The 19,077-nt window shown below is 55.6% G+C and carries 20 protein-coding genes and 2 pseudogenes; 14 read left to right on the forward strand and 8 right to left on the reverse strand.

Annotated elements, in window-relative coordinates:
* Positions 1 to 62 precede the first annotated feature (62 nt).
* The 9 genes from AArcCO_RS00360 (at position 63) to AArcCO_RS00400 (ending at position 10,754) form a co-directional block, all read left to right on the forward strand.
* Positions 63 to 263 carry a ribbon-helix-helix domain-containing protein gene (locus AArcCO_RS00360; RefSeq protein WP_259532794.1) on the forward strand — a complete coding sequence of 67 codons (201 nt, stop codon included), beginning with the start codon at positions 63 to 65 and terminating at the stop codon, positions 261 to 263.
* 57 nt (positions 264 to 320) lie between these two features.
* Positions 321 to 908 (forward strand): TrbL/VirB6 family protein, encoded by a 588-nt coding sequence (locus AArcCO_RS00365; protein WP_259532795.1) that lies wholly within the window; start codon positions 321 to 323, stop codon positions 906 to 908.
* Positions 909 to 910: 2 nt separating this feature from the next.
* Entirely contained in the window at positions 911 to 2,029 is a 1,119-nt protein-coding gene (locus AArcCO_RS00370) for a TraC-like domain-containing protein (RefSeq protein ID WP_259532796.1), read from the forward strand.
* Positions 2,030 to 2,165: 136 nt separating this feature from the next.
* Positions 2,166 to 4,142, forward strand: a complete 1,977-nt coding sequence (locus AArcCO_RS00375) for a VirB4 family type IV secretion system protein (protein ID WP_259532797.1) — start codon at positions 2,166 to 2,168, stop codon at positions 4,140 to 4,142.
* A gap of 235 nt (positions 4,143 to 4,377) precedes the next feature.
* Positions 4,378 to 6,144 (forward strand): transposase, encoded by a 1,767-nt coding sequence (locus tag AArcCO_RS00380; RefSeq protein WP_259532798.1) that lies wholly within the window; start codon positions 4,378 to 4,380, stop codon positions 6,142 to 6,144.
* 439 nt (positions 6,145 to 6,583) lie between these two features.
* The gene (locus AArcCO_RS00385; protein WP_259532799.1) at positions 6,584 to 7,888 is read left to right on the forward strand and encodes a tail fiber domain-containing protein; all 1,305 of its coding nucleotides are present in this window, start codon (positions 6,584 to 6,586) and stop codon (positions 7,886 to 7,888) included.
* A 1,022-nt stretch (positions 7,889 to 8,910) separates the two neighbouring features.
* A complete protein-coding gene (locus AArcCO_RS00390) occupies positions 8,911 to 9,270 on the forward strand; it encodes a homing endonuclease associated repeat-containing protein (protein WP_259532800.1) in 360 nt (119 codons plus the stop codon).
* 278 nt (positions 9,271 to 9,548) lie between these two features.
* Positions 9,549 to 10,142 carry a hypothetical protein gene (locus tag AArcCO_RS00395; RefSeq protein ID WP_259532801.1) on the forward strand — a complete coding sequence of 198 codons (594 nt, stop codon included), beginning with the start codon at positions 9,549 to 9,551 and terminating at the stop codon, positions 10,140 to 10,142.
* Positions 10,143 to 10,190: 48 nt separating this feature from the next.
* The gene (locus AArcCO_RS00400) at positions 10,191 to 10,754 is read left to right on the forward strand and encodes a hypothetical protein (protein ID WP_259532802.1); all 564 of its coding nucleotides are present in this window, start codon (positions 10,191 to 10,193) and stop codon (positions 10,752 to 10,754) included.
* Positions 10,755 to 11,229: 475 nt separating this feature from the next.
* Here the strand turns inward: AArcCO_RS00400 and AArcCO_RS00405 are convergent, their stop codons facing one another.
* Entirely contained in the window at positions 11,230 to 11,580 is a 351-nt protein-coding gene (locus AArcCO_RS00405) for a homing endonuclease associated repeat-containing protein (protein WP_259532915.1), read from the reverse strand.
* Between the two features lie 48 nt (positions 11,581 to 11,628).
* Positions 11,629 to 11,721: pseudogene (locus AArcCO_RS00410) on the reverse strand (hypothetical protein); the annotation flags it as partial.
* Between the two features lie 679 nt (positions 11,722 to 12,400).
* Here AArcCO_RS00410 and AArcCO_RS00415 point away from each other — a divergent pair.
* Positions 12,401 to 12,886, forward strand: a complete 486-nt coding sequence (locus AArcCO_RS00415; protein ID WP_259532803.1) for a hypothetical protein — start codon at positions 12,401 to 12,403, stop codon at positions 12,884 to 12,886.
* Between the two features lie 723 nt (positions 12,887 to 13,609).
* Here AArcCO_RS00415 and AArcCO_RS00420 read toward each other — a convergent pair.
* The 3 genes from AArcCO_RS00420 to AArcCO_RS00430 all read right to left on the reverse strand — a co-directional run bounded on the left by AArcCO_RS00420 (position 13,610) and on the right by AArcCO_RS00430 (position 15,221).
* Entirely contained in the window at positions 13,610 to 13,885 is a 276-nt protein-coding gene (locus AArcCO_RS00420) for a hypothetical protein (protein ID WP_259532804.1), read from the reverse strand.
* A complete protein-coding gene (locus AArcCO_RS00425) occupies positions 13,885 to 14,832 on the reverse strand; it encodes a transcription initiation factor IIB (RefSeq protein WP_259532805.1) in 948 nt (315 codons plus the stop codon). Before AArcCO_RS00425 ends, AArcCO_RS00420 begins: the two co-directional genes overlap by 1 nt.
* An 83-nt stretch (positions 14,833 to 14,915) precedes the next feature.
* The gene (locus tag AArcCO_RS00430; protein WP_259532916.1) at positions 14,916 to 15,221 is read right to left on the reverse strand and encodes an SWIM zinc finger family protein; all 306 of its coding nucleotides are present in this window, start codon (positions 15,219 to 15,221) and stop codon (positions 14,916 to 14,918) included.
* Positions 15,222 to 15,337: 116 nt separating this feature from the next.
* On the opposite strand from AArcCO_RS00430, the pseudogene AArcCO_RS00435 reads away from it, so the two are divergent.
* Positions 15,338 to 15,625: pseudogene (locus tag AArcCO_RS00435) on the forward strand (ISH3 family transposase); the annotation flags it as partial.
* A gap of 20 nt (positions 15,626 to 15,645) precedes the next feature.
* On the opposite strand, the gene AArcCO_RS00440 reads toward AArcCO_RS00435, so the two are convergent.
* Positions 15,646 to 16,077: a helix-turn-helix domain-containing protein gene (locus AArcCO_RS00440; RefSeq protein ID WP_259532806.1), complete on the reverse strand. Its 432-nt coding sequence runs from the start codon at positions 16,075 to 16,077 to the stop codon at positions 15,646 to 15,648.
* Between the two features lie 132 nt (positions 16,078 to 16,209).
* Between AArcCO_RS00440 and AArcCO_RS00445 the strand changes: the two genes are divergently transcribed.
* The 3 genes from AArcCO_RS00445 to AArcCO_RS00455 all read left to right on the forward strand — a co-directional run bounded on the left by AArcCO_RS00445 (position 16,210) and on the right by AArcCO_RS00455 (position 18,298).
* Positions 16,210 to 16,635 carry a DUF8170 family protein gene (locus tag AArcCO_RS00445; RefSeq protein ID WP_259532807.1) on the forward strand — a complete coding sequence of 142 codons (426 nt, stop codon included), beginning with the start codon at positions 16,210 to 16,212 and terminating at the stop codon, positions 16,633 to 16,635.
* A gap of 296 nt (positions 16,636 to 16,931) precedes the next feature.
* The gene (locus AArcCO_RS00450) at positions 16,932 to 18,014 is read left to right on the forward strand and encodes a ComEC/Rec2 family competence protein (RefSeq protein ID WP_259532808.1); all 1,083 of its coding nucleotides are present in this window, start codon (positions 16,932 to 16,934) and stop codon (positions 18,012 to 18,014) included.
* Entirely contained in the window at positions 18,011 to 18,298 is a 288-nt protein-coding gene (locus AArcCO_RS00455) for a DUF3006 family protein (RefSeq protein ID WP_321170486.1), read from the forward strand. The genes AArcCO_RS00450 and AArcCO_RS00455 overlap by 4 nt, the downstream gene beginning before the upstream one ends.
* 9 nt (positions 18,299 to 18,307) lie before the next feature.
* On the opposite strand, the gene AArcCO_RS00460 is transcribed toward AArcCO_RS00455, so the two are convergent.
* Together AArcCO_RS00460 and AArcCO_RS00465 are read right to left on the reverse strand one after the other, a co-directional pair.
* Positions 18,308 to 18,775: an ASCH domain-containing protein gene (locus tag AArcCO_RS00460; protein WP_259532810.1), complete on the reverse strand. Its 468-nt coding sequence runs from the start codon at positions 18,773 to 18,775 to the stop codon at positions 18,308 to 18,310.
* The gene (locus AArcCO_RS00465; protein ID WP_259532811.1) at positions 18,753 to 19,040 is read right to left on the reverse strand and encodes a hypothetical protein; all 288 of its coding nucleotides are present in this window, start codon (positions 19,038 to 19,040) and stop codon (positions 18,753 to 18,755) included. Before AArcCO_RS00465 ends, AArcCO_RS00460 begins: the two co-directional genes overlap by 23 nt.
* Positions 19,041 to 19,077 lie beyond the last annotated feature (37 nt).

Below are 19,077 nucleotides of genomic sequence, written 5' to 3' on the forward strand. Positions count from 1 at the left end.
CAGCTCTAACGAATTGAAAGCGCCGTGCACTTGGTGCACGCTGTTCTTAGAGTGTTATAACTATGGCAAAAGAGAAGTTCGGAGTCGCTGTTGACGAGGAAATCGTGCAAGAAGTAGATGAACTGGTCGCTGAATGTGACGATCTCGGAGTCAGCCGCTCCGAGATCGTCGAAGCCATCCTCACAGCATTCGTTCAATCCGAGACGAACCACGTTGAACGGGTGCGAGAAATCATTATTCGGAAACGAAAGGGTACTCTTTGACTAGTTCTAAACCACGTGCACTCGGTGCACGGCCCTCTAAGCAGATAACGTGCTATAATGGTAACTAGGCTGACTAGAGTGTGTGAAGAGTTCTATGACACGCTCTATGGTAATCTTCCGGTGGTGTCCCGAATCGCGAAGCGTCTCTGCTTGAAGTTCGTCCCGTTGGCGATCATGCCGCTGCCAGTTGCGCTCCTGTTCAAAGCGTACGAGCTCCTGTTCAGCGGGGGAACGAACTCGCCGCTGGCGCCGGAGAGTATGTACCTGAGCTATCTCATCGCGGTGTCGCTGCCAATTCTCTCGCTGGTAATTGTCTGGAAGCTGTTCAAATACGGGGCACCCCTCGCGTCACAGCTCATGGGAACAACGTCTCGATTGGCTCTGACAGCTGGCGCTGTCGTGACCGCAGGAAAACTGGCGGGCCCATTCGCTGCGGCTTCCGCTGCTCGGTGGGGGCCGGCCGCTGCGACCGGCCCAGTCGTTGCGTCGCGACTGGGCAACGGCTCACAGGGTGGCACTACAGCGCCGGCGACTGACGGGAGTGGACAACAACAGCGGACAGGCCAGGATAACGTTGCTCCTGATTCGACCGCACGAGGGGTTCCCGAGTATCGTCGAAGCGAAAACGATCCTGCGTACTACTGATCATGCCACAAGATACTGAACCAGCAAGTCGACGGATTATGGACACGATCGGTGAGGAGAATCGCGTTCCAGTTTTGAATATCGAAGAGGGGGATCTGTACATTATTCTGGGGTTCCCCATTGCAGCGTTGTTCCTTGGTGGGGTAACTGGGATCGACGCCATCGTCTTTCCGTTGGTAGTAGGTGGGTTGCTCCTCGGTATTGCAACGGTCTATGCGGCACCGAACCATTTGCCGGCCAGCGTCTGGCTCACTGACGTCTGGCGGTATTACACTCGACGACCGCGGTGGACCTTTAGCTCACCCCAGGATGAGACAACGGCAGATCCCCGAGCTGTAAAACGAACGGACGGCGGTATTGCCCAGTACAACCCGTTTGCTCCGGAGGAACGCACACAGGATCTCACAGACGTCAAACGAGCCTGGCCTGGAGCGGGAGCTATCGAACGGTCGGATGGGGCGTTTGTCGCGATGCTGGAGATCGATCCCGCAAATATGGATTTCGCGATGTCTGGAGATTGGGCCGATCTCCAGGAGCACGGTGAGGAGTTCGTGAATGACGAACTCGATTTTCCGCTCACACTCCATGCGACTACTCGGCCGTTCCCGACAGAGCGACTCACCGAACAGATCGAGGAACGCCTCGAGGATGATGACGTGAGTGACAATCCGATCTTCAAGGAACTCCTCCAGGAGTACCGCGAAACACGCCCGGATGACCTCGAGAACATCCAGCAGGTTCGGTACTATCTGGCAATCGAGGTCCACCCATTTGAAGTGTACAACGAGGATCGCGACGAACGCTCGCCGGCAGAGAAGTTGACGCAGATTCCCCTGCTTGGAATCCTCTTTACACCGTTCGTGACTCGCCGTGAACAATTGACTGAGGCCGAGGTTCGAGCGAAGATGATCGATGCCCTCGATACGAGATCCAGGACGGTCGAGACAGAATTCGTGAGCAAGGCGAATGGGTGGAGTGCGCGTCGGCTGGAGACTGTCGAACTCTTCGTCTTGGCGATGGAGTTCTGGAGTGGCGATTATCTCGAATACGGGGATGAGGAGACGGCGATCAGAACGATGCCTGCCGTGAGTCACGACCCGGAGGTGAGCCAGCGTGAGTGAGATTCTCGCTGTTGGACGCCCCGATGAATGGCCGGTCGATAGAGCTGTGTCTCTCGAAAATCCGATTGTAACCGATCCCGGTTTTGAGACGAGTTCGATTTTGCTCGCATTCGCTGACCTCCTTGCCGCTGCTGATGTGGCTGACGTTGCGCTCGTGGTTGGTGCGACACTGCTGGGGGCACTCGTAGCTTCGGCGTGGCATCGCCGGACAGCAGACACTGAGGAGTTCGAGCCGACAGCAGTGTTTGATGAGTCGATGCTCGAAAAACAGCACCGGGAACGGGTTGCTCTCGAGGAACTGTCTGAACACCATCAGCGTATCGTGGCTCCTGCGGCCGTCGAATGGGAGACACGCGCAGCTCGAATCGGTGAGACATGGACGACGACCTTGTATGTCGCTGATTGGCCGGATTATCCCATGGACGGGTATCTCAACGAACTGTTCACGCTAACGGAAATCCAGTTCGATTGCACGGTTCGGATTCGACCCAAAAACCAGGAGCGCGCACGTGACGAACTCCAGCAAGTGGCTGACGAATTGCAGGTCGATGCCGACCTCGAACGTAGTGTTCGCGGACGGTATCTCCAGGAACGAGCGCACGAAGCGGCTGAAACGTATACTGCTGTCGAAAATGGCCAGCGTGTCTTCACGCAAGCGATGTTCATCACGGTCCGGGCCGAGACTCGTGACGAACTTCGGGAGTCTGTCCGGGCGGTTCGGAGTCGTCTCCGGGAGGATCCGGCGAACCTGACGCCGAAAACGGCGATCTGCAAACAGGATCTCGCGTTACAGGCGGCAGCACCTATCAGCCGAAATCCATTTGGCCGGGAGACAATTGCTCTCGGTGGTGCGGCCGGTGCCCTGTTGGCGTCTCCACATAACCCGACTATTCTCGAACCGGACGGAATTGAGGTTGGGATTCATCGGCACAACAACAGTCCTGTCGTCATTGATGCGTTCGATCGAGATAACGGCTATGCGATGTTCACAGTTGGCGATCCCGGATCAGGCAAGTCCTTCGGTGCCAAACAGCAGTTCCTGCGATCGATCGCGCAGTCGGAAGACCGGATCGGAATCATCCTCGAACCCCTGAACAACTGGGCCGGTGTCGCCGAAGCGCTTGGTGCACAGCGAATCACGGTTGGTGGAAATATGGGCATCAACCCGATGGAGATCAAACCCACCCCGCCTCACGTACAGCAGGCACTGGGCGATGACGCCAGTCCGTTCAAAGAAAAGAAGGACAGTGTATTGAGCTTCCTTTCGAACTATTTCACGCTTCGGGGGATTGATCTCGCTGATCGACGGACCACGCTGGAACTTGCAATCGAGGTTGCGTATCGGCGCAAGGGAATCACCGACGACATCACCACACACGACAACGAGAGTCCGACACTGCGAGATGTTCTCGACGTCCTCGAGGATATCATCAACGACCCAGATGAGTATGTCATCCGGACCGAGGAGGAGGCCGACAAACTACAAGAAGATGCGACGTGGTTGATCGATCAGCTTCGGCCATTCGGTGACGGCGGCCGGTATGAAAACCTCGGTCGACCCACGGAATTCGACATTCGTGATGAGAAGGTTATCTATCTCGATCTGGGTCAACAAGAGGGATCTGGTGGTGGTAGCACGAGTCTTCTCATGCAACTTCTCATCTCGCTCGTTTACGAACGGGCCAAAGAGGCGGGTGAGGTCGTCTTCATCATTGACGAGGCGCGATACGTGTTCCAGGGGGCAGCTGATCTATCGTTCTTGGAGACTATCTTCCGACACCACCGTCATCACGACCTCTCAATTCGTCTCGTGACGCAGACTGTCGACGAGTTCTTCCAGCGGCCCGAAGCCGAGATGATCCTCGATCAGTGTGCGCTCAAGCAATTCCATCGGTTGGATGGAATGGACGAACAGTGGGCAGACGAGTTCGGGCTGAATTACGCACAGATGCGGTTCGTCCAGGAGGCAACACCTGGGAGTGAGGAAACCGGCTATTCAGAAGCTCTCGTGGGAGTTGATGGTGAGTGGCGCGGAATTGAGGTCCGTGCGCTTCCGAAGGAAACGCAGGTAATCGAGAACGAGACCGACTGGGACAGTAATTCCAGTATGTGAGGAATGGCTAGTCGGAGGAAAGTGATTTGGGCTCTTACCGAACACAACGAAACAGCGGCATCCGTCTCAAAGTTGGTATCTCGGGCTGTGCAAGATGTAGAGGTTGACGGCGCCGTAGAAAGGGTAGCCCATGAGTGATTGAAATATACTGAATAACTCTCTTCTAACTTTGTTCTATAATCTCCATAAGGTATTTACCTAAGCAAGCCGTTAAATCAGTAACCTGGCTAATAACGTGTTTGAAGAAAATAACGAACATCACCAGGAAAAGTTGTTCTCACCTGTAAAAGACCTTCCATCCAGCATTGACGAAAAATTACAGAATCACTGGTCAACCCACTTTTATCAACACATCTTCACCCAGATAGATGAGACGAAGTTCGGGCGGTTATACCACGACGGGTATAGCCGTCCGAACAAACCCGTCAATGAGCTTGTCTCACTGGAGATTATCAAACACCTGCTCGATCTCTCTGACGAAGAGCTTGAATATGCCTACATCTTCGATTTTCGCGTCAGAAACGCACTGGGGAAAGAAACACTCGGCGACAACATCTGCCAAAAGACGTTCACCAATTTCCGCCGTCGGTTGATGGAACACGAAAAGGAGACTGGCCAGGATTTGTTACACGAAGTCTTCGAAGATCACCGCAGCTATTTCCAAGCAGAGTTTGAAATTGATGCCAGTACGCAGCGGATGGATTCGACGTTTATTGAGGCCAACATCAAGCAACTGTCCCGTGTTGATCTCCTCGCCAAAGTCCTCCACAACTTCCTGTGCGATCTCCCTGAGGAGATTGTACAGGAATTGCCCGCTGGGATCGACGAGTTCGCAGACACCGACAACCTGGAGCTGTCCTACCAGCTTGAACCAGGCGAGATTCCAGCAACCATGGAAACACTCGCCGAGCATACCGCGTGGCTTGTTGATCGGTTCGAAGATGCCGATGAATACGCTGAGTTGGAGAGCTTTGCCCATCTCCAGCAGGTCCTCGACGAACAGTGTTATCGCATTGCCGAACTCGAAGACGACGAGGACGTAGACGATTTTGATGACCAACGCCAGCCCGGTGACGACTCGTCACCGGACTGGCAACCAATCCGAACGTACACTTCTCCCGAAGAAGGGACAGACACTAACCAGGATGAAGATAACACAGAGTCATCCGGAGAAGACGCCGAAAACCACCCTGATCACGTCGGGCTGAAAGAGCCCGACGAGATCGACAGCGGTTCGTTGCAAAACCCGCACGACGAGGACGCAACCTACCGCTTCAAGAACGGTGAGGACTATCACGGATACAAAGCGAATGTAGCGGAGACGTGCAATGGTGAGAATCCATTCCGACTCATTACAGCGATTCGAGTCGATACCAACAACACGGACGACGGCGACCTTCTTGACGAGGACGTAACGGAGCTCTCGACAGAGACAGGGTTACGTGACCTGCTCGTTGATGGTGGGTACACGCACAAGGAAGTAGAGAAGCGCTGCCGTGATCAGGAGATCACGCAGCACTTCTCGGGAATCACAGGTCAACGACCTGCAGCGGAGAAGATGTCGTTGGCTGCGCCAGAGTGGGACGGGACCAGAATGGTTGCGTGTCCTGCCGGACACGAACCATTCGACCAGAACCACTACGAAACCGGTCGGATTTCTGGAAAGATGGAGAAGGAGTTCTGTGACGGGTGTCCGCACAGAGAGAGCTGTTTCGTCGAGGAGCAACAGAACCACTATAGCTACGGCTTCAGGGAACGGCGGGTAGAAGTTGCGCAGCGACGCAAACGGTTAGATGATCCGGCTGAACATGAGTTTCTGAAGTTACGTGCCGGAGCTGAGTCGTTGATCAACGAGATGTATCACAAAGACGGGGAGAAAACGACGTTCACAGGGAAGATCAAGGTGAAGAACGCGTCAATAGCGAAAGCTATCGGGAGAAACTTGAAGCGAGCCTCCGGATTCATCGAATCGGAGGCGAAGCGGGAGAAATCGGCAGCATAGTCGGGGGAGGAGTGCAGTTTTTCGCTATTTGTTGGTGGTTCTGTGGTGACGGCTCGCTTCTGGTGAGATAATCACTGGTGATTGGGACGGGGTGTTCTCGTCAGAACACCCCTTTCTGCGTTGCCCTCAGAGGTTGTATGCAGCACAGCAACTATTTTGACTCTGACTCCGATGAGCCGTCTACCCACCCGAAGTTCGAATCGACTGTTTTCAGTCGGTTGGCGGGCTCGTCGATCGAGCATCTCCCCGAAATTATACTCTTTTCTATCATCAAATAAAGTTAAGATAGTTCTGAGCGTATCCAGCCGGCAGTTACTCAGTTCGGGGCCGTCGTCTTTCCTCGTTCATCCATCACGGCACAGACCCGATTCGCCGGCGAGAAATGGATGAGCGGAACCGAAGCGCCACCTGCTGAGCGACAGTAACAGTGGAGGAACTCATGCCCAACGAGACACACGTAGCGGTCGAATCAAACGACGAACAGCACTCCGAGCCGTCTGACTCGGCATTCCCGATTTCACGCCGGGCCGCACTCGGCGGATTGCTCGGGCTCGGCCTCTTGAGTAGCACCGCGGCCGCCCAACCACCGGCCCGACGATGGAATAGCGATCAAACTGCCAATGGCTACCGGCTGCTCGATCTCGGAGCGCTCACCATGCGAGACAACGACATCGAGATCCGCGATTTCGAAGGGACGAATCTGGAAATCGAGGACGGCGTGCTGAACGCCATCGTCGAGTCCGAAGAGTTCGAACTTCTGGTCGGTCGGTATCTCGACTTCGATGACGACGACACGCTCCAGTTCACCGGCCCGGCCGAGTGGCAAAACAAAACCACCACCTCGGTCAACGAAGCCAGTGGCGAGAATGCGACGGTCGGTGGGGGTCACTCCAACGTGGCCAGTGGCGAGAATGCGACGGTCGCCGGCGGGGGCGGTGAAAACGAGGGGGATGGAAACCCTGCCAGCGGCCGTTGGGCGTCGGTCGGCGGCGGCCAGAGCAACATCGCCAGCAGTTTTCAGGCGACCGTCGGTGGTGGTATCCTCAACAGAGCCAGGGGTGATTCAGCGACGGTCGCTGGCGGCGCGAGCAACGAAGCCAGCGATATTGCTACGACGGTCGGCGGTGGCTCCGGCAACAAAGCCAGCGGCTTTCTTGCGACGGTCGCCGGCGGCGCGAGCAACGAAGCCAGCGGCACTATGGCGACTATTCCCGGGGGACAAAGGAACATAGCCGCCGGCAGATCCTCGTTTGCGGCAGGACGGTACGCAAGAGCGAACCACGATGGCGCGTTCGTGTTCGGTGACTCATCGATGACTACAATCAGCTCGAATGGAGCAGATGAGGCACGGTTCCAGATGCCGGTCTATGCGGAGTCGTTCAACACGACCAGTACCCGTACAAAAAAGACCAACACCGAACCGGTCGATCCCCAGCAGGCCTTGGCAGGCGTCGAGTCACTTGACGTGAGCACTTGGGAATTCACTGACAGCGACGGCGGGCGACATATGGGGCCGATGGCTGAGGAGTTCTTCGAGACGTTCGGCCTCGGCGACTCTGATGACTCAATTGCCTCCGTCGATGCTGATGGCGTGGCCTTCGCCGCTATCCAGGGCCTCTCTGCAAAGCTTGAGCAGAAGGACGAACGTATTGCCGAGTTGTATGAACGGCTTGCGACACTTGAAGAGCGTGTTGGTGTGCGACCAGTTGCTGCTGACGGTGGAACAGTAGGGACCGAAGACTGAACGGATCTATACAGCCCGGTTTCTGGCTGGAACGAATGGTGATCTGTGCTGCATACGCGCCCTCCATCTTGCACGCCAACCAGTAACAATATCGCTTATCTGATCGTTGTTTCGCTCAGTTAGGCAAGGGCCAAAAGAGAACCTCAGGTTGGCAGGAGCACCCCTCCCTGGTAGCGCACTGACGTCGTCGGACTCTTCGGCGCCCGCTCGAGTTCCTCGCGTGCGATCTTCGAACGTGAATCCGCTACGGAATACCGGGATATTTACGCTATTTGGGTGTCACGTTGAATGAGATGCCTACTTCGCCCGACGACTTGCTGTCCGATCTGCAGAGTCTGGCTGACGAGTTGGGACACGCACCCATGCCTGGCGAAATCGACGACAAGGGAGCCTACACGATGCAGGAATACAGGGATCAGTTCGGATCGTGGGCGAATACACTCGCGGCGGCAGGTCTGGAACAGCCGCGGGGACGTCGTATTCCCGATGAAGCACTTCTCGCCGAGTTGCGCCGAGTGGCAGACGAGTTCGATCGCACTCCGATGGAGACGGACATGACGTCAAGGGGCCACCACGGCGCCCAGACCTACAGAAATCGCTTCGGATCCTGGAATCAGGCACTCGAAGCCGCTGGGCTCTCATCGCGCCCCGATCGTCGCGAGCCCTCACGCGAGGACTTGCTCTCGGAACTCCAGCGAGTCGCCACCGAACTCGGCCGATCCCCGTCGTGGAATGACATGTTGGAACACGGCGAGTACGTGCCGAATACATACCGCTCCCGATTTGGCTCGTGGAACGACGCCCTCGAGGTCGCTGGACTCGACCACCGTGAGTCCCCCGAAAGAATACCACGGAAAGAGTTACTCGCAGAGTTGCAGCGCCTCGCGGATGAAAAGGGTAGGGCCCCAAAAACGACGGATATGGAACGTAAGGGGGCCTTCAGCCCGGGCACGTATCACCGACGGTTTGGGTCATGGGACGATGCACTCGCGGCGGCAGGCTTTGAGCCAGGTGACTCTCGGATGCGAATTTCTCGAACTGAACTACTCGCCGAGTTGCAGCGCCTCGCTGACGAAACGGGTTCGCCCCCGTCAACGACGGACCTGCGCCAGGAGGGGGCGTTCAATCCGGGGACCTATCGCCGCCGGTTCGGATCCTGGAACGCAGCACTCGAGGCGGCTGGACTCGATCCGCGCGAATCAGCCGACCAGATCACCCGCGATGAGTTGCTCGCAGAGTTGCATCGTCTCGCCGACGAAACGAGTTCGGTGCCGACAACGACGGATATGCGTGAAGATGGTGCATTTAGCCCGGGAACGTACTATCGACGGTTTGACTCCTGGGAGGAGGCACTCGAGGCTGCAGAACTCACCTCTGAGTAGCTACGAAACTTTTTTGGGCAACAATACGCCGATTTCAGGGCTCACCTGAACAGGTCCAACCGGGAGTTCAGGGTTTTCCAGAAACGGCTGCATAACTCTCAAGGTAGGGCTGATAATTCGTCGGGAAATTCTGGGACACTTTGAGATCATCCCGAGGACCCTCAGGTGCCCCAATACAGTATGGGTATAGGATATAGAAAGGAGTGAGCGCGTCCGGTTGGGTGCGGTGCGGTTCCGTACCCGTGAGGGCGTGCGTGCAAACGAAGGTGAGATAACCTATGGAACGACGCAAGTTCGTGATCGGTCTGGGATCGCTCGCCGCCGGCGGGGCGGCTGCAATGGGTAGTGGTGCGTTTTCAATGGCGACCGTCCAGCGTGATGTGACTGTTCAGACGACCGGCGATGCTAATGCAGTTGTCGGTCTCTACCCAATCGAAGGTGGAACTGGTGATAACAATACCAACACGGACGGGTCTGATGGAGACTACGCAGAAATAAGCAACAGGACCCTTGAAGTCACGCTTGATGAGCTTAATAAAGACGCTGACTTCACTTTCCAAGACGTCTTCACAATTGTTAACGAAGGGACTGAAACCGTCAACCTTGATCGGATAAACGAAAGTGGTTGGTGGGAATCTAACGCGTTCAATGTTCTGATTGCTGAAGAGTTGGATTCCTACCAAGACGATGTGGGGAGAGAGGTCTTTGATGAAAACTTCGACCAGAGTTCGAATCCTGCTACGGAGAACACCGCGGGGCTTGAGCCGGGTGATTCAATCGTCATTGGCTTCGGGTTCTGGGGTGAAGACGGTGTTGGTTCGTGGGACGACGATGATGTGCCCGAGACTCTAACGTTCAACCTTGGCGGATAGCTAACCACACAACCTTGATACCGGTCTGAAAAATGACCGAGTGATATAATGAAACGAAGACAAATCCTCGCTGGGGTCGTAGCTACGGTCGGTGCTAGTGTCTTCGCCACCGGAACTGGAGCATTCAGTAAAGCTACTGTCCAGCGGGAAATCACCGTTGAGATAACAAACGACTTGGATGCCGTTCTTACTCTCACACCGCTTGGAGGTTCCCAACGTTCCAGTGGTGGATTCCCAGAAGAAGGCACGGTTGAATTCAATTTACCTGGGGATGTTAGTGAGAAGAAACTGAATATCGATGCGATCATTCAGTACAGCCGTGATGTCGAACCCGAAGGGGCTAATGGACTCTTACGAATAGGGAATGACGGAACTGAGACGGTAGAAGTCACTGACGATCCAGTTGATCCTGATCCGGATAAACCAGGCATTGGCCTATTTTGGGTTGAAGAAGATCGTGGAGTTGAAGGGCTAAAGCCGCTGCTTCGTGAAGAGCCAGTAACACTTGAACCTGGAGATCATATTGATGTAGGTGTTGAGGTGGATACCTTTGGTCTTGATCCTAATGAAACATACGAGACTGAAGTAACCATCAACGCAGATCAGATTTAACAATTATCTATTTGAAATTAATATATTTTCAAATTATTAATATATTACTCGAATTAGAGAGCTAACCGAAGGAAGACTATTTTCCTGATGAATTAGCTTGCCAACAAATGTAGTGACACGCCTTCGCTTTCACTCCAATTCCGAAAGTTTAGCGGCCTCAATTGCGTCGCCCCTTAATTCAAACCGATTGTAATAGGTCGTCGCGCTATACTCCCCGTGATCCCGCATATCGACTATCCAGGGTTTGCGATCGAGTTCCTCCGCAAGAGAGCGTAGTTCTTCGAGTAACTCTTCGATCGGTATCTTGCACGTCGGCTCCCTTGGGACGAACCCAGCGGCTTTAACAGCCACTGCCCACGATCAGAACTCTTGGCGATAGCTTTGCACGTAATATGCGCATTGCTCTTCGATATTAGCTATTTTCGGCTGTCCACCCACCTCCTCGGCGAGGGCCCTTAGGTCGGCAAGCAGTTCCTCACAGGACGGCGGTTCCGTTTGGTCGGTGCCAGCAGCTTCGAGGGCATCCTCCCACAAGTCGAAGCGCCGATAGTACACCACGACACTTGTACTCGCCGCGTTCTTCGTCATCAAATGTCTTCGGGGGGCGGTCGAGCGTCTCGGCCAACGACCGGAGGTCCTCGAGAAGTTCCTCTCCGGGAACCTCCTCGACGGATCGCGTCTCCAGACCAGTGGTTTCCAGTGTCTCGATCCACGAGCCGAATCGCTGGCGGTACGTCCCCGTTCCGCATTCACTATATTCGGTTATCTCTGACTGTGATTGTGGGCGATCGAACTCATCGGCCAGTCGCTGGAGTTCCGCGAGCAGTTCCTCGCGTGAGCGCTCTTTGCGGGCCGCGTGTGGGTCGAGACCTGCTTCCTTGACGGCGGTCGTCCATGACCCGAACCGGTTGCGATATGACGCCGACCCGTAACCGCCGCGGTCGGTCATATCCTGTTCCGAGGGGACTTTTCCAGTTCTGCTCCGAGTCCGCGGAGTTCCGCCAGCAACTCGTTATCCGGGATGCAGCGCCCGTGTGGAAGATCGAGACCCGCGACGGTAAGTGCCTACTGTCAGGGCCCGAAGTCTTCTCGATAGACCGCGAGGCCATACGCACTGTGTTCGTAGAGTTCGGTCAGCATCGGTGCTCTGTCGAGTTCGGCTGATATCTGGTTGAGTTCGGTTATTATTTCTTGCGAGAGATGGGCAGAGTTGGGGGACGTGGTGAAAATCTGGTAGGGTTGTGACAGACGACAACCGACGAGAAGTATATAACCTCCGGCTGGCGGTGCCCGAGATGGATGGGACAACACAACGGCTGTGCTGATGTTAGAGTCGGTGTTTCAGGCCGCGCCTGAGATACTGAAAGCGGTCAGTAAACCAATCGGTAATATTCAGACATCATCTGATTTACCTGCGCCAGACCGATTGGCCGACCTGAGATATCTCTGGGGGCTCAATAGAGTATGGGCATGGGATAGATGAGTGAATAAGCGCGCCCTCGGCGGCTGCGGCAAGTTCCGTGCCCGTGAGGGCGTGCGTGCAAACGAAGGTGACATAACCTATGGAACGACGCAAGTTCGTAATCGGTCTGTGATCGCTCGTCGCCGGCGGGGCGACTGCAATAGGTAGCGGTGCGTTCACGAGTGTGGAGGCCAACCGCAAAGTCACGGTAACTCCGAGAGAAGATGCCAATGCATATCTGCGAATCGAAGAAGGTGGCGAGAATGGCTGGGCTGCCAGCGACACCGGCGGTCCGACCGGCGACGGTGTTTTAGATATTGACCTCGACGGTGGTCATGGGTCAACTGGAGGTAGCGGTCCTAATATTCGGGCGACGACGACGCTCAACGACGTGTTCCGTGTCGGTAACGAACACGGCGGAGGCGACGACGTGTGGGTTTACGTCGAGTTCGACACGGCGGATGGGTCAGTTGATGAAGACGATTTCGACTTCTACGACAGCGATGGCGAACCTAACGATGATTCTATTGTCGGGGAAGACAATGCTGTCGAACTAGGGTCTGGGGAGGAAGTCGAGGTCGGTATCTGGCTCGACTTCGACGACGATGTCGATTTCACTCAGGTCCTAAACAATATCGACATCTTCGCCGAAAACGAAGATCCGTCCTAATCCGCCACGACGGCCCCGTGACGAGCTGCCCGGAGGGTGAGGTGATAAACACGCGGGAGTTCTTTGAGGGGAAGAAGCGGGCGGCTGAGATTGCGGAGGAGAAGGGCTTTCGTGGGTTCACAGTGATCGCGCATCCGTGGTGGGCGACGGCGTCGGCGGAGTCGGCAACCGAGAACCGCACTCGGTTCATGCCACATTCGCGCCGTACATCTTGCACGCCAACCAGTAACAATATCGCTAATCTGATCGTTGTTTCGCTCAGTTAGGGAAGAGCCTGATTTGATTGTGGGCTTCCAGAAAACCCCGTTAGAGGAGATTCGAGAAGCACTACCCGTTTACGTGGTAGCAGGCGCAAAGTCTCGCCGTTCACGGCGGGGATACGCGCCGTCCGCAACACCGGCTTTATTTCGACCCGGGCCGTTTCACCGACCAACCGACGCGGCACGCCCGCGCCCACGCCGGGACAATTGGACAATATCGGCTCACCCATCTCGTGCCCACGATGGAATCCCATCACGGAGCGAGGATGGACACCGACGCAAAACACCAGGTACCTTTGATTCCGCCGACCCCCTGCTCGAAGCCCGGAGGAAACGACGGGAGCGACCGGGGGAGAGGATAGGAGTAACGGCGGCTTGGCACCGCCAGTTCCCGTCGGTGGACGAACCTGAAACTCCCAACGCAACCGCCGCGGTGCGGTCTGGCGGTGGGAATCCTCGCCCTTCAGGGCGGGGAGGATGTCAATGAAATCGTATCCAGGATGTGTTCAGCGAGAGTCCGGTCATCGTAATATTGCTCTCTCCATCCGACTTGCGTGGAGACGAAGTCCATCCAGTTCTCTAATCCCGCCTCTTCTATGTGGGCAATTTCTCCATCAACGGTCACCCAGACCACGCCCAACAATGGATCAAAATAGTGTGGACGTCCTTTGGCATCGATTCCAACTCGCTTCCGATCGACTGTTCGTGATTGCAAAGCTTCTTGTTCGACATCGGCCATTACATCGATTCAGCAATCCCGCTATTGGTCAGCAAATTCCAACTGGACCGCACTGTCACCGGTGTGGTGTTCGCGACTGACGCCACCTCAGATTGCGTCAGGTCCTCCCCACACTCTCGAGCAGCGTGGTACAGACAGCCGGCTGCAACGCCGGATGGCTTCCGACCGCTAGCGAGTCCAGTTTCGAAGACTTCCTTCGCGAGGGTAACTGCCCGACGTTCGACCTGGTTCGATAGTTCGAGTTTAGACGAGAGTTGGGGAACGAACTCCTGGGGTGATTGCGGTTTTGCTTCCAGTTCCAACTCCACGTTCATCACCTGGTAGCCGAGTTCGACCTTCGCTTTACTCACTCGAGACACCTCGGCGATTTCCTCGATTGTCCGAGTCCAGGTTCCACACCGAACTGCGGCATAGACGCTGCCCGATGCGATCGTTTCAATCGATCGACCCATTAGAAGATCCGCCTCGTGTGCTTTCCTGAAAATTTTCGAGGCTCGTTCCAGGGCAGCACTCGGGAGATCGAGCGCACTGGTTAGCCGGTTGATCTCCGTACAGGCTTCTGCGAGATTGCGCTCTTTCTTTGATTTGAACCGGCCACGGGTATTTTCACGCCGCAACCGCCCAAGTTGAGAGCGCTTCTTTCCTGAGAGGGTGTTTCCATTCCCGTCCTGCTTCCTGCCAATCTTCGTCGAGAGACCGCGATCGTGACGGGCCTGGGTAAGGGGAGCACCGGTGCGACTTCGGGTGGTTTCTTCGTTTTGGAACGTCCGCCACTCGGGGCCGTGATCAATCCGTGAATCCTCGATGACGAGACTGCAATCGGAACAACGCCGTTCTCCGCTTTCGACCACGATTGACCCATCACACTCTGGACACGATGCATTATCGTCGATTGTTCGTCCAACCTGTTCGTCGAAACCCGTCTGGTAGACATCTCGTTGGGACATGTTTCTTCTCCCGGGACGACTTCAAAGCGCCCCGCACCCCTCTCGGGGCTTAAAAAATCTCTGCGGTAAGGGCGTTCGTCTGATCACTCGGACGTCGTCGATGCTTCTTGCATAGCACTCGCTGCCTCGAGAATTGATGTTCGTATCGCGACAGCAACACGATGTTTGCAGGGGCCTTGTGAATGTGTATCAGATGGGCACTCACACGATCTCGGTAGGCCGTCGTGAACCGTCACAAGGTACTCGTGTTCTATTGGATCCGAATAGCTCGCATTTCGAACCAGAACGTTTCCGTTCAGCAAACTAAATTCGAAGGCTTCGTACTGAGCTCGTTTTAGGACTCGTTTCGCTGGATCGAGTTGTGATATTGGGAGTGATGTGTCGTGCATGGGTGCGTGGGCGTTTTTAAAGCCCTTCATCCCTGTTCCGGGCCGAAAAACTCTCTGGCCTATCGAAAGGAACCCCATTACCCTGCTCCAGTGATATCGGCTTCGTAGCTCTGGTCTACGACAGCAAGTGTCTCACGCTGCTCCAGGCGCACAACTACGCCTACGTGATGCCGATCATCCGGTGGGGTGAGGCGATTCAGCAGGAACTCTCGGAGGGGTGGAGTCGCATCATTCAACACGACTTGACGGGGGATCTCGACGGTCACAGCTGGACCGACGAGTTTCCCGTCTACATCGACTGTACGTACCTGAACGGACGATATAACGACCATGGCGTGACGCGTCACGGCTATGCCGCTGACGCGCCGTTCATCGAGACACCACGTGACGCTCGATACCACTACTATACGCCCCGAGGTGAGTATCAGTTCCGTCCGGTCGGCCGTTCAATACCTTCGGCGGCCTTGATTTCGTCTGTCTTCTCGACTTCGGCGAATAGCTCTCGATACGCATCGGCCTCGAAGAGGTTGTTCCGGTCGAACAGCTCACGGGCGGCGTCGGTGAGCTGAAAGAATCGGTATGGTTGACCCCGTTCGAGCCCTTTACGATCTCGTTCGATGGCCTCGATCAGTCCCACTTCCTCCAGCCGGATGAGGTGGTCGGTGAGCGTCGACGCGGCGACACTCGGGTTGTAGTATTCGAGTTCCTTCTTCGAGGGTGCGCCTTTCGGATGACCGACGATCGTCCCGATGATATTCGCGCGGGTCGTGTCGTCGAGGACACTCAACGCTGTGATCGGATCGAGGCCGGCCGCGTTCTCGGCTGGCGTGAGCGGGGTGGCGTCAGGCCGGGACATTATGTTTAGGTGTTTGTATCCTGGTCGGATAACCATTTCGGTGAAATTCGAAGTGGTGGCCAGAGTGCTTGTGTATTCCACTTCCGGTCGCATTTCCGTACCGTTAGGTGGCGGTGGTGACTGGTGCCCAGTATGAACACCGACGATGCTCCCCGTGCAGTCATCGACAAATTGGGTGACCAGCCGGGCGAGACGCTCACACCCGAACGGGTCGAGGCGATCCAGACCGCGATCCACGAGGACCTCGGACGATTCATTAACAATACGTCTTACTTTGTTCTCGGTTCCTACGGCGAGGAGGAGCGGCCACGATCGGAGGCTGTTCGCGACCAACTCGCGAGTAATGCCGCAGCCTTGACCTCCGATGACGGGGTCGACGCGTTCCTGCTGGACGATATTCTGGATGTATCAGAGTTCTTTACGTCGAAATTCAAGCTGCTGGTCAGCCACGCAGATCATATCGTAGGGGTGTACGAACACTCCCAGGGCGGGCACGCGTGGGAAGCGGGCTACATTGACCAGCCGACCTATCGGGATCGGACGCGAGCATTTTATTGAACATACGAGACTGAGGAAGAACAGTACTCGGCCTACGACGGGATGTTCGCACACTATCTCCTCTCAATGGAGCGGGTGTATCGTGCGTACACGTGGACGACGTCCGAGGAACTTCGTGACTGTGTTGAGAATGCCTACCCACCCGACTGAGGGCCTGCGGAATGACGAATTGCGTTGGATACTGGATCTCCTCGTGATGGCCGCCATCGAGGAATTTTGAGGTAGCCCAGTAGCCGTGTACGTCGGTCCTCGGGAACACCGTCATACTCATAGGTCATCCTGCTGTTGACCATCATATGCGACGTTTCCTTCTTGTCCTTGCTGTCGCGGGAATCCTTATTCTCGCCGGCTGTAGTGCTGCACCCAGTGATGAGAGTCCGACGGAGACCCCGATCGAGACTCCTACCCCGACGGAACCACCGGAGGAAACTCCAACGGAGACTCCGTCTCAAGACTCTACTACTGACCCATCCGGTGAACTTGAGGTGCACCACATCGATGTGGGCCAGGCGGATGCCACACTCCTCATCACACCTTCTGGGGAAACAATCCTCATTGATACGGGCGACTGGCGCCAGGACGGTCAGGGCGTGATCGAGTACCTCGAAGCTCATGAAATCGACCGGGTTGACCATCTCGTTGCAACCCACGGCCACGCTGATCACATCGGCGGCCACGCTGCCATCATTGAACACTACGAGACAGAACTCGATGGAGTGGGTATCGCCTACGATAACGGCGTCGCCCACACCTCCCAGACGTACGAAAACTATCTCGACGCCGTCGAAGAACACGACGTCGAACTGCTGTTCGTCGAGGACGGCGACGAGTTGCCCCTCGCCGACGACGCCGTCGGCGTCCAGGTCTTGAACCCGCCGGAAGGCGACTCCGGGAGTGATCTACACGACAACAGCATTGTCCTTGCGATCTCCTTCGGGGAGTTCGGTTATCTGACCACGGGTGACGCCGAAACAGACGTGGAAGCGCGGCTGGTTGACGAGCGTGCGGACGCGCTTGAGGCGGATGTCTACCAGGCTGGTCATCACGGGTCGACGACCTCCTCGAGTGGACTGTTCATGGACGCATCCGATCCGTCGATCGCGATTATTTCGAGCGCCTATGATTCTCAGTATGGCCATCCGCACGATGAAGTGCTGGAGGACTTTGCTGATCGCGATATCGAGACATATTGGACAGCCGTACACGGCGATGTCGTGGTGACAACTGACGGCCAGGAAATCAGCGTCGAAACGGAGTCGGACTTTTCGACGGATGCGGCTGACTTGCTCGAAGAGAAACCCGCCGATGACGACGATGCACAACTTGCAGCACCGCCAATGAGTGTGTCCACTCCGCTGATTGCGGGGGTAGGTGCATGATGATCGACGGTACCTACACCGGCGTCATCGACCGCATTGTCGACGACGAAACGGCGGTGATCCTGATTGAGGCCGACGGCGAGGTTCGAGATCAGCGGACCCTCCCGGTCGAGCGCGTGCCCGAGGACGCACGCAAGGAGGGCAGCGTGCTTGCAGTGACGATCGAAGGCGGAGAGATCGAACGGCTCGAGTACCGGCCCGAGGAGACTGAGGAAAGGCGGGAGAGTGCCCAAGAGCGACTCGATCGGCTCGGATCGCGGTTGTCAGAGAAATCTGAGGAATAGGGCCTCGGATCAATCTGACCCATACTCCTCGACTCTCGGAGTGTACGCCGAACGGAGAGATTCAGATATTGCTTCTCGTGCTCTGGATGGAATTTCTCCATTGACGTAGTAAAACGACGTGGGAGGCACGAATTCGTCGTCAAACTCCCAGGGATTGACCGAATTTTGGAGTTGGTGCACCTCGTCAATTTTGTACGCATATCCTGTTTCTACGCCAGTGAAATAGTCCATAAACCGCTGCCTTCGCTGGAATCCCGATTCCTCTTGGTATTGCATCCATAGATTGTCAGGTGTATCCTCGATCACATCATCTATCGTAAAAGCACCGACAATCTCTTGAGTCGGAGACGAAGCGTAGAGAAACACAGTATCGATTGCATCGCTGTCGCGGAAGGAAGTTCGGCGAAACTCGTATCGCTTCTCGCCCGAAAAGATCTTTTCGACGAATTCGGGCTTAATCGAGAGTAAAGCGTCCATCGATTCCTCCTTGCTCTTTGATATACTTGTAATCCTCTTCGTCGATTCGGCGCATGACCTGTAATGGACCAGTTAGAACGTCGTTGTTTAATAGGTTCTTATAGGACAGAAAATCATTGAGGTCGAAGTGCCACCGGAATAGGAAGACATTCGTACCCGATTCAGCCTGTTGTTTGATTTCCTCGTCGGTGAAGACGGAGCGCTTCCCCACGATCCGTTTGACAAGGTTTGGATCCTCGAGGTTGTAATGAACCTCCTCGCACACACCAAGCGACGTCACCTCTCGATGGTCCTGGCTGCGG

Source organism: Halalkaliarchaeum sp. AArc-CO, from assembly GCF_024972735.1.
In the GTDB taxonomy this organism is placed as follows: domain Archaea; phylum Halobacteriota; class Halobacteria; order Halobacteriales; family Haloferacaceae; genus Halalkaliarchaeum.

What these genes read in the sequence shown, in the direction of transcription:
- AArcCO_RS00360 (WP_259532794.1), top strand. Translation starts at nt 63, where the DNA reads ATGGCAAAAGAGAAGTTCGGAGTCGCTGTTGACGAGGAAATCGTGCAA.
- AArcCO_RS00365 (WP_259532795.1), top strand. Translation starts at nt 321, where the DNA reads ATGGTAACTAGGCTGACTAGAGTGTGTGAAGAGTTCTATGACACGCTC.
- AArcCO_RS00370 (WP_259532796.1), top strand. Translation starts at nt 911, where the DNA reads ATGCCACAAGATACTGAACCAGCAAGTCGACGGATTATGGACACGATC.
- AArcCO_RS00385 (WP_259532799.1), top strand. Translation starts at nt 6,584, where the DNA reads ATGCCCAACGAGACACACGTAGCGGTCGAATCAAACGACGAACAGCAC.
- AArcCO_RS00390 (WP_259532800.1), top strand. Translation starts at nt 8,911, where the DNA reads ATGCGAATTTCTCGAACTGAACTACTCGCCGAGTTGCAGCGCCTCGCT.
- AArcCO_RS00395 (WP_259532801.1), top strand. Translation starts at nt 9,549, where the DNA reads ATGGAACGACGCAAGTTCGTGATCGGTCTGGGATCGCTCGCCGCCGGC.
- AArcCO_RS00400 (WP_259532802.1), top strand. Translation starts at nt 10,191, where the DNA reads ATGAAACGAAGACAAATCCTCGCTGGGGTCGTAGCTACGGTCGGTGCT.
- AArcCO_RS00420 (WP_259532804.1), bottom strand. Translation starts at nt 13,885, where the DNA reads ATGGCCGATGTCGAACAAGAAGCTTTGCAATCACGAACAGTCGATCGG.
- AArcCO_RS00425 (WP_259532805.1), bottom strand. Translation starts at nt 14,832, where the DNA reads ATGTCCCAACGAGATGTCTACCAGACGGGTTTCGACGAACAGGTTGGA.
- AArcCO_RS00430 (WP_259532916.1), bottom strand. Translation starts at nt 15,221, where the DNA reads ATGCACGACACATCACTCCCAATATCACAACTCGATCCAGCGAAACGA.
- AArcCO_RS00440 (WP_259532806.1), bottom strand. Translation starts at nt 16,077, where the DNA reads ATGTCCCGGCCTGACGCCACCCCGCTCACGCCAGCCGAGAACGCGGCC.
- AArcCO_RS00445 (WP_259532807.1), top strand. Translation starts at nt 16,210, where the DNA reads ATGAACACCGACGATGCTCCCCGTGCAGTCATCGACAAATTGGGTGAC.
- AArcCO_RS00450 (WP_259532808.1), top strand. Translation starts at nt 16,932, where the DNA reads ATGCGACGTTTCCTTCTTGTCCTTGCTGTCGCGGGAATCCTTATTCTC.
- AArcCO_RS00455 (WP_321170486.1), top strand. Translation starts at nt 18,011, where the DNA reads ATGATGATCGACGGTACCTACACCGGCGTCATCGACCGCATTGTCGAC.
- AArcCO_RS00460 (WP_259532810.1), bottom strand. Translation starts at nt 18,775, where the DNA reads ATGGACGCTTTACTCTCGATTAAGCCCGAATTCGTCGAAAAGATCTTT.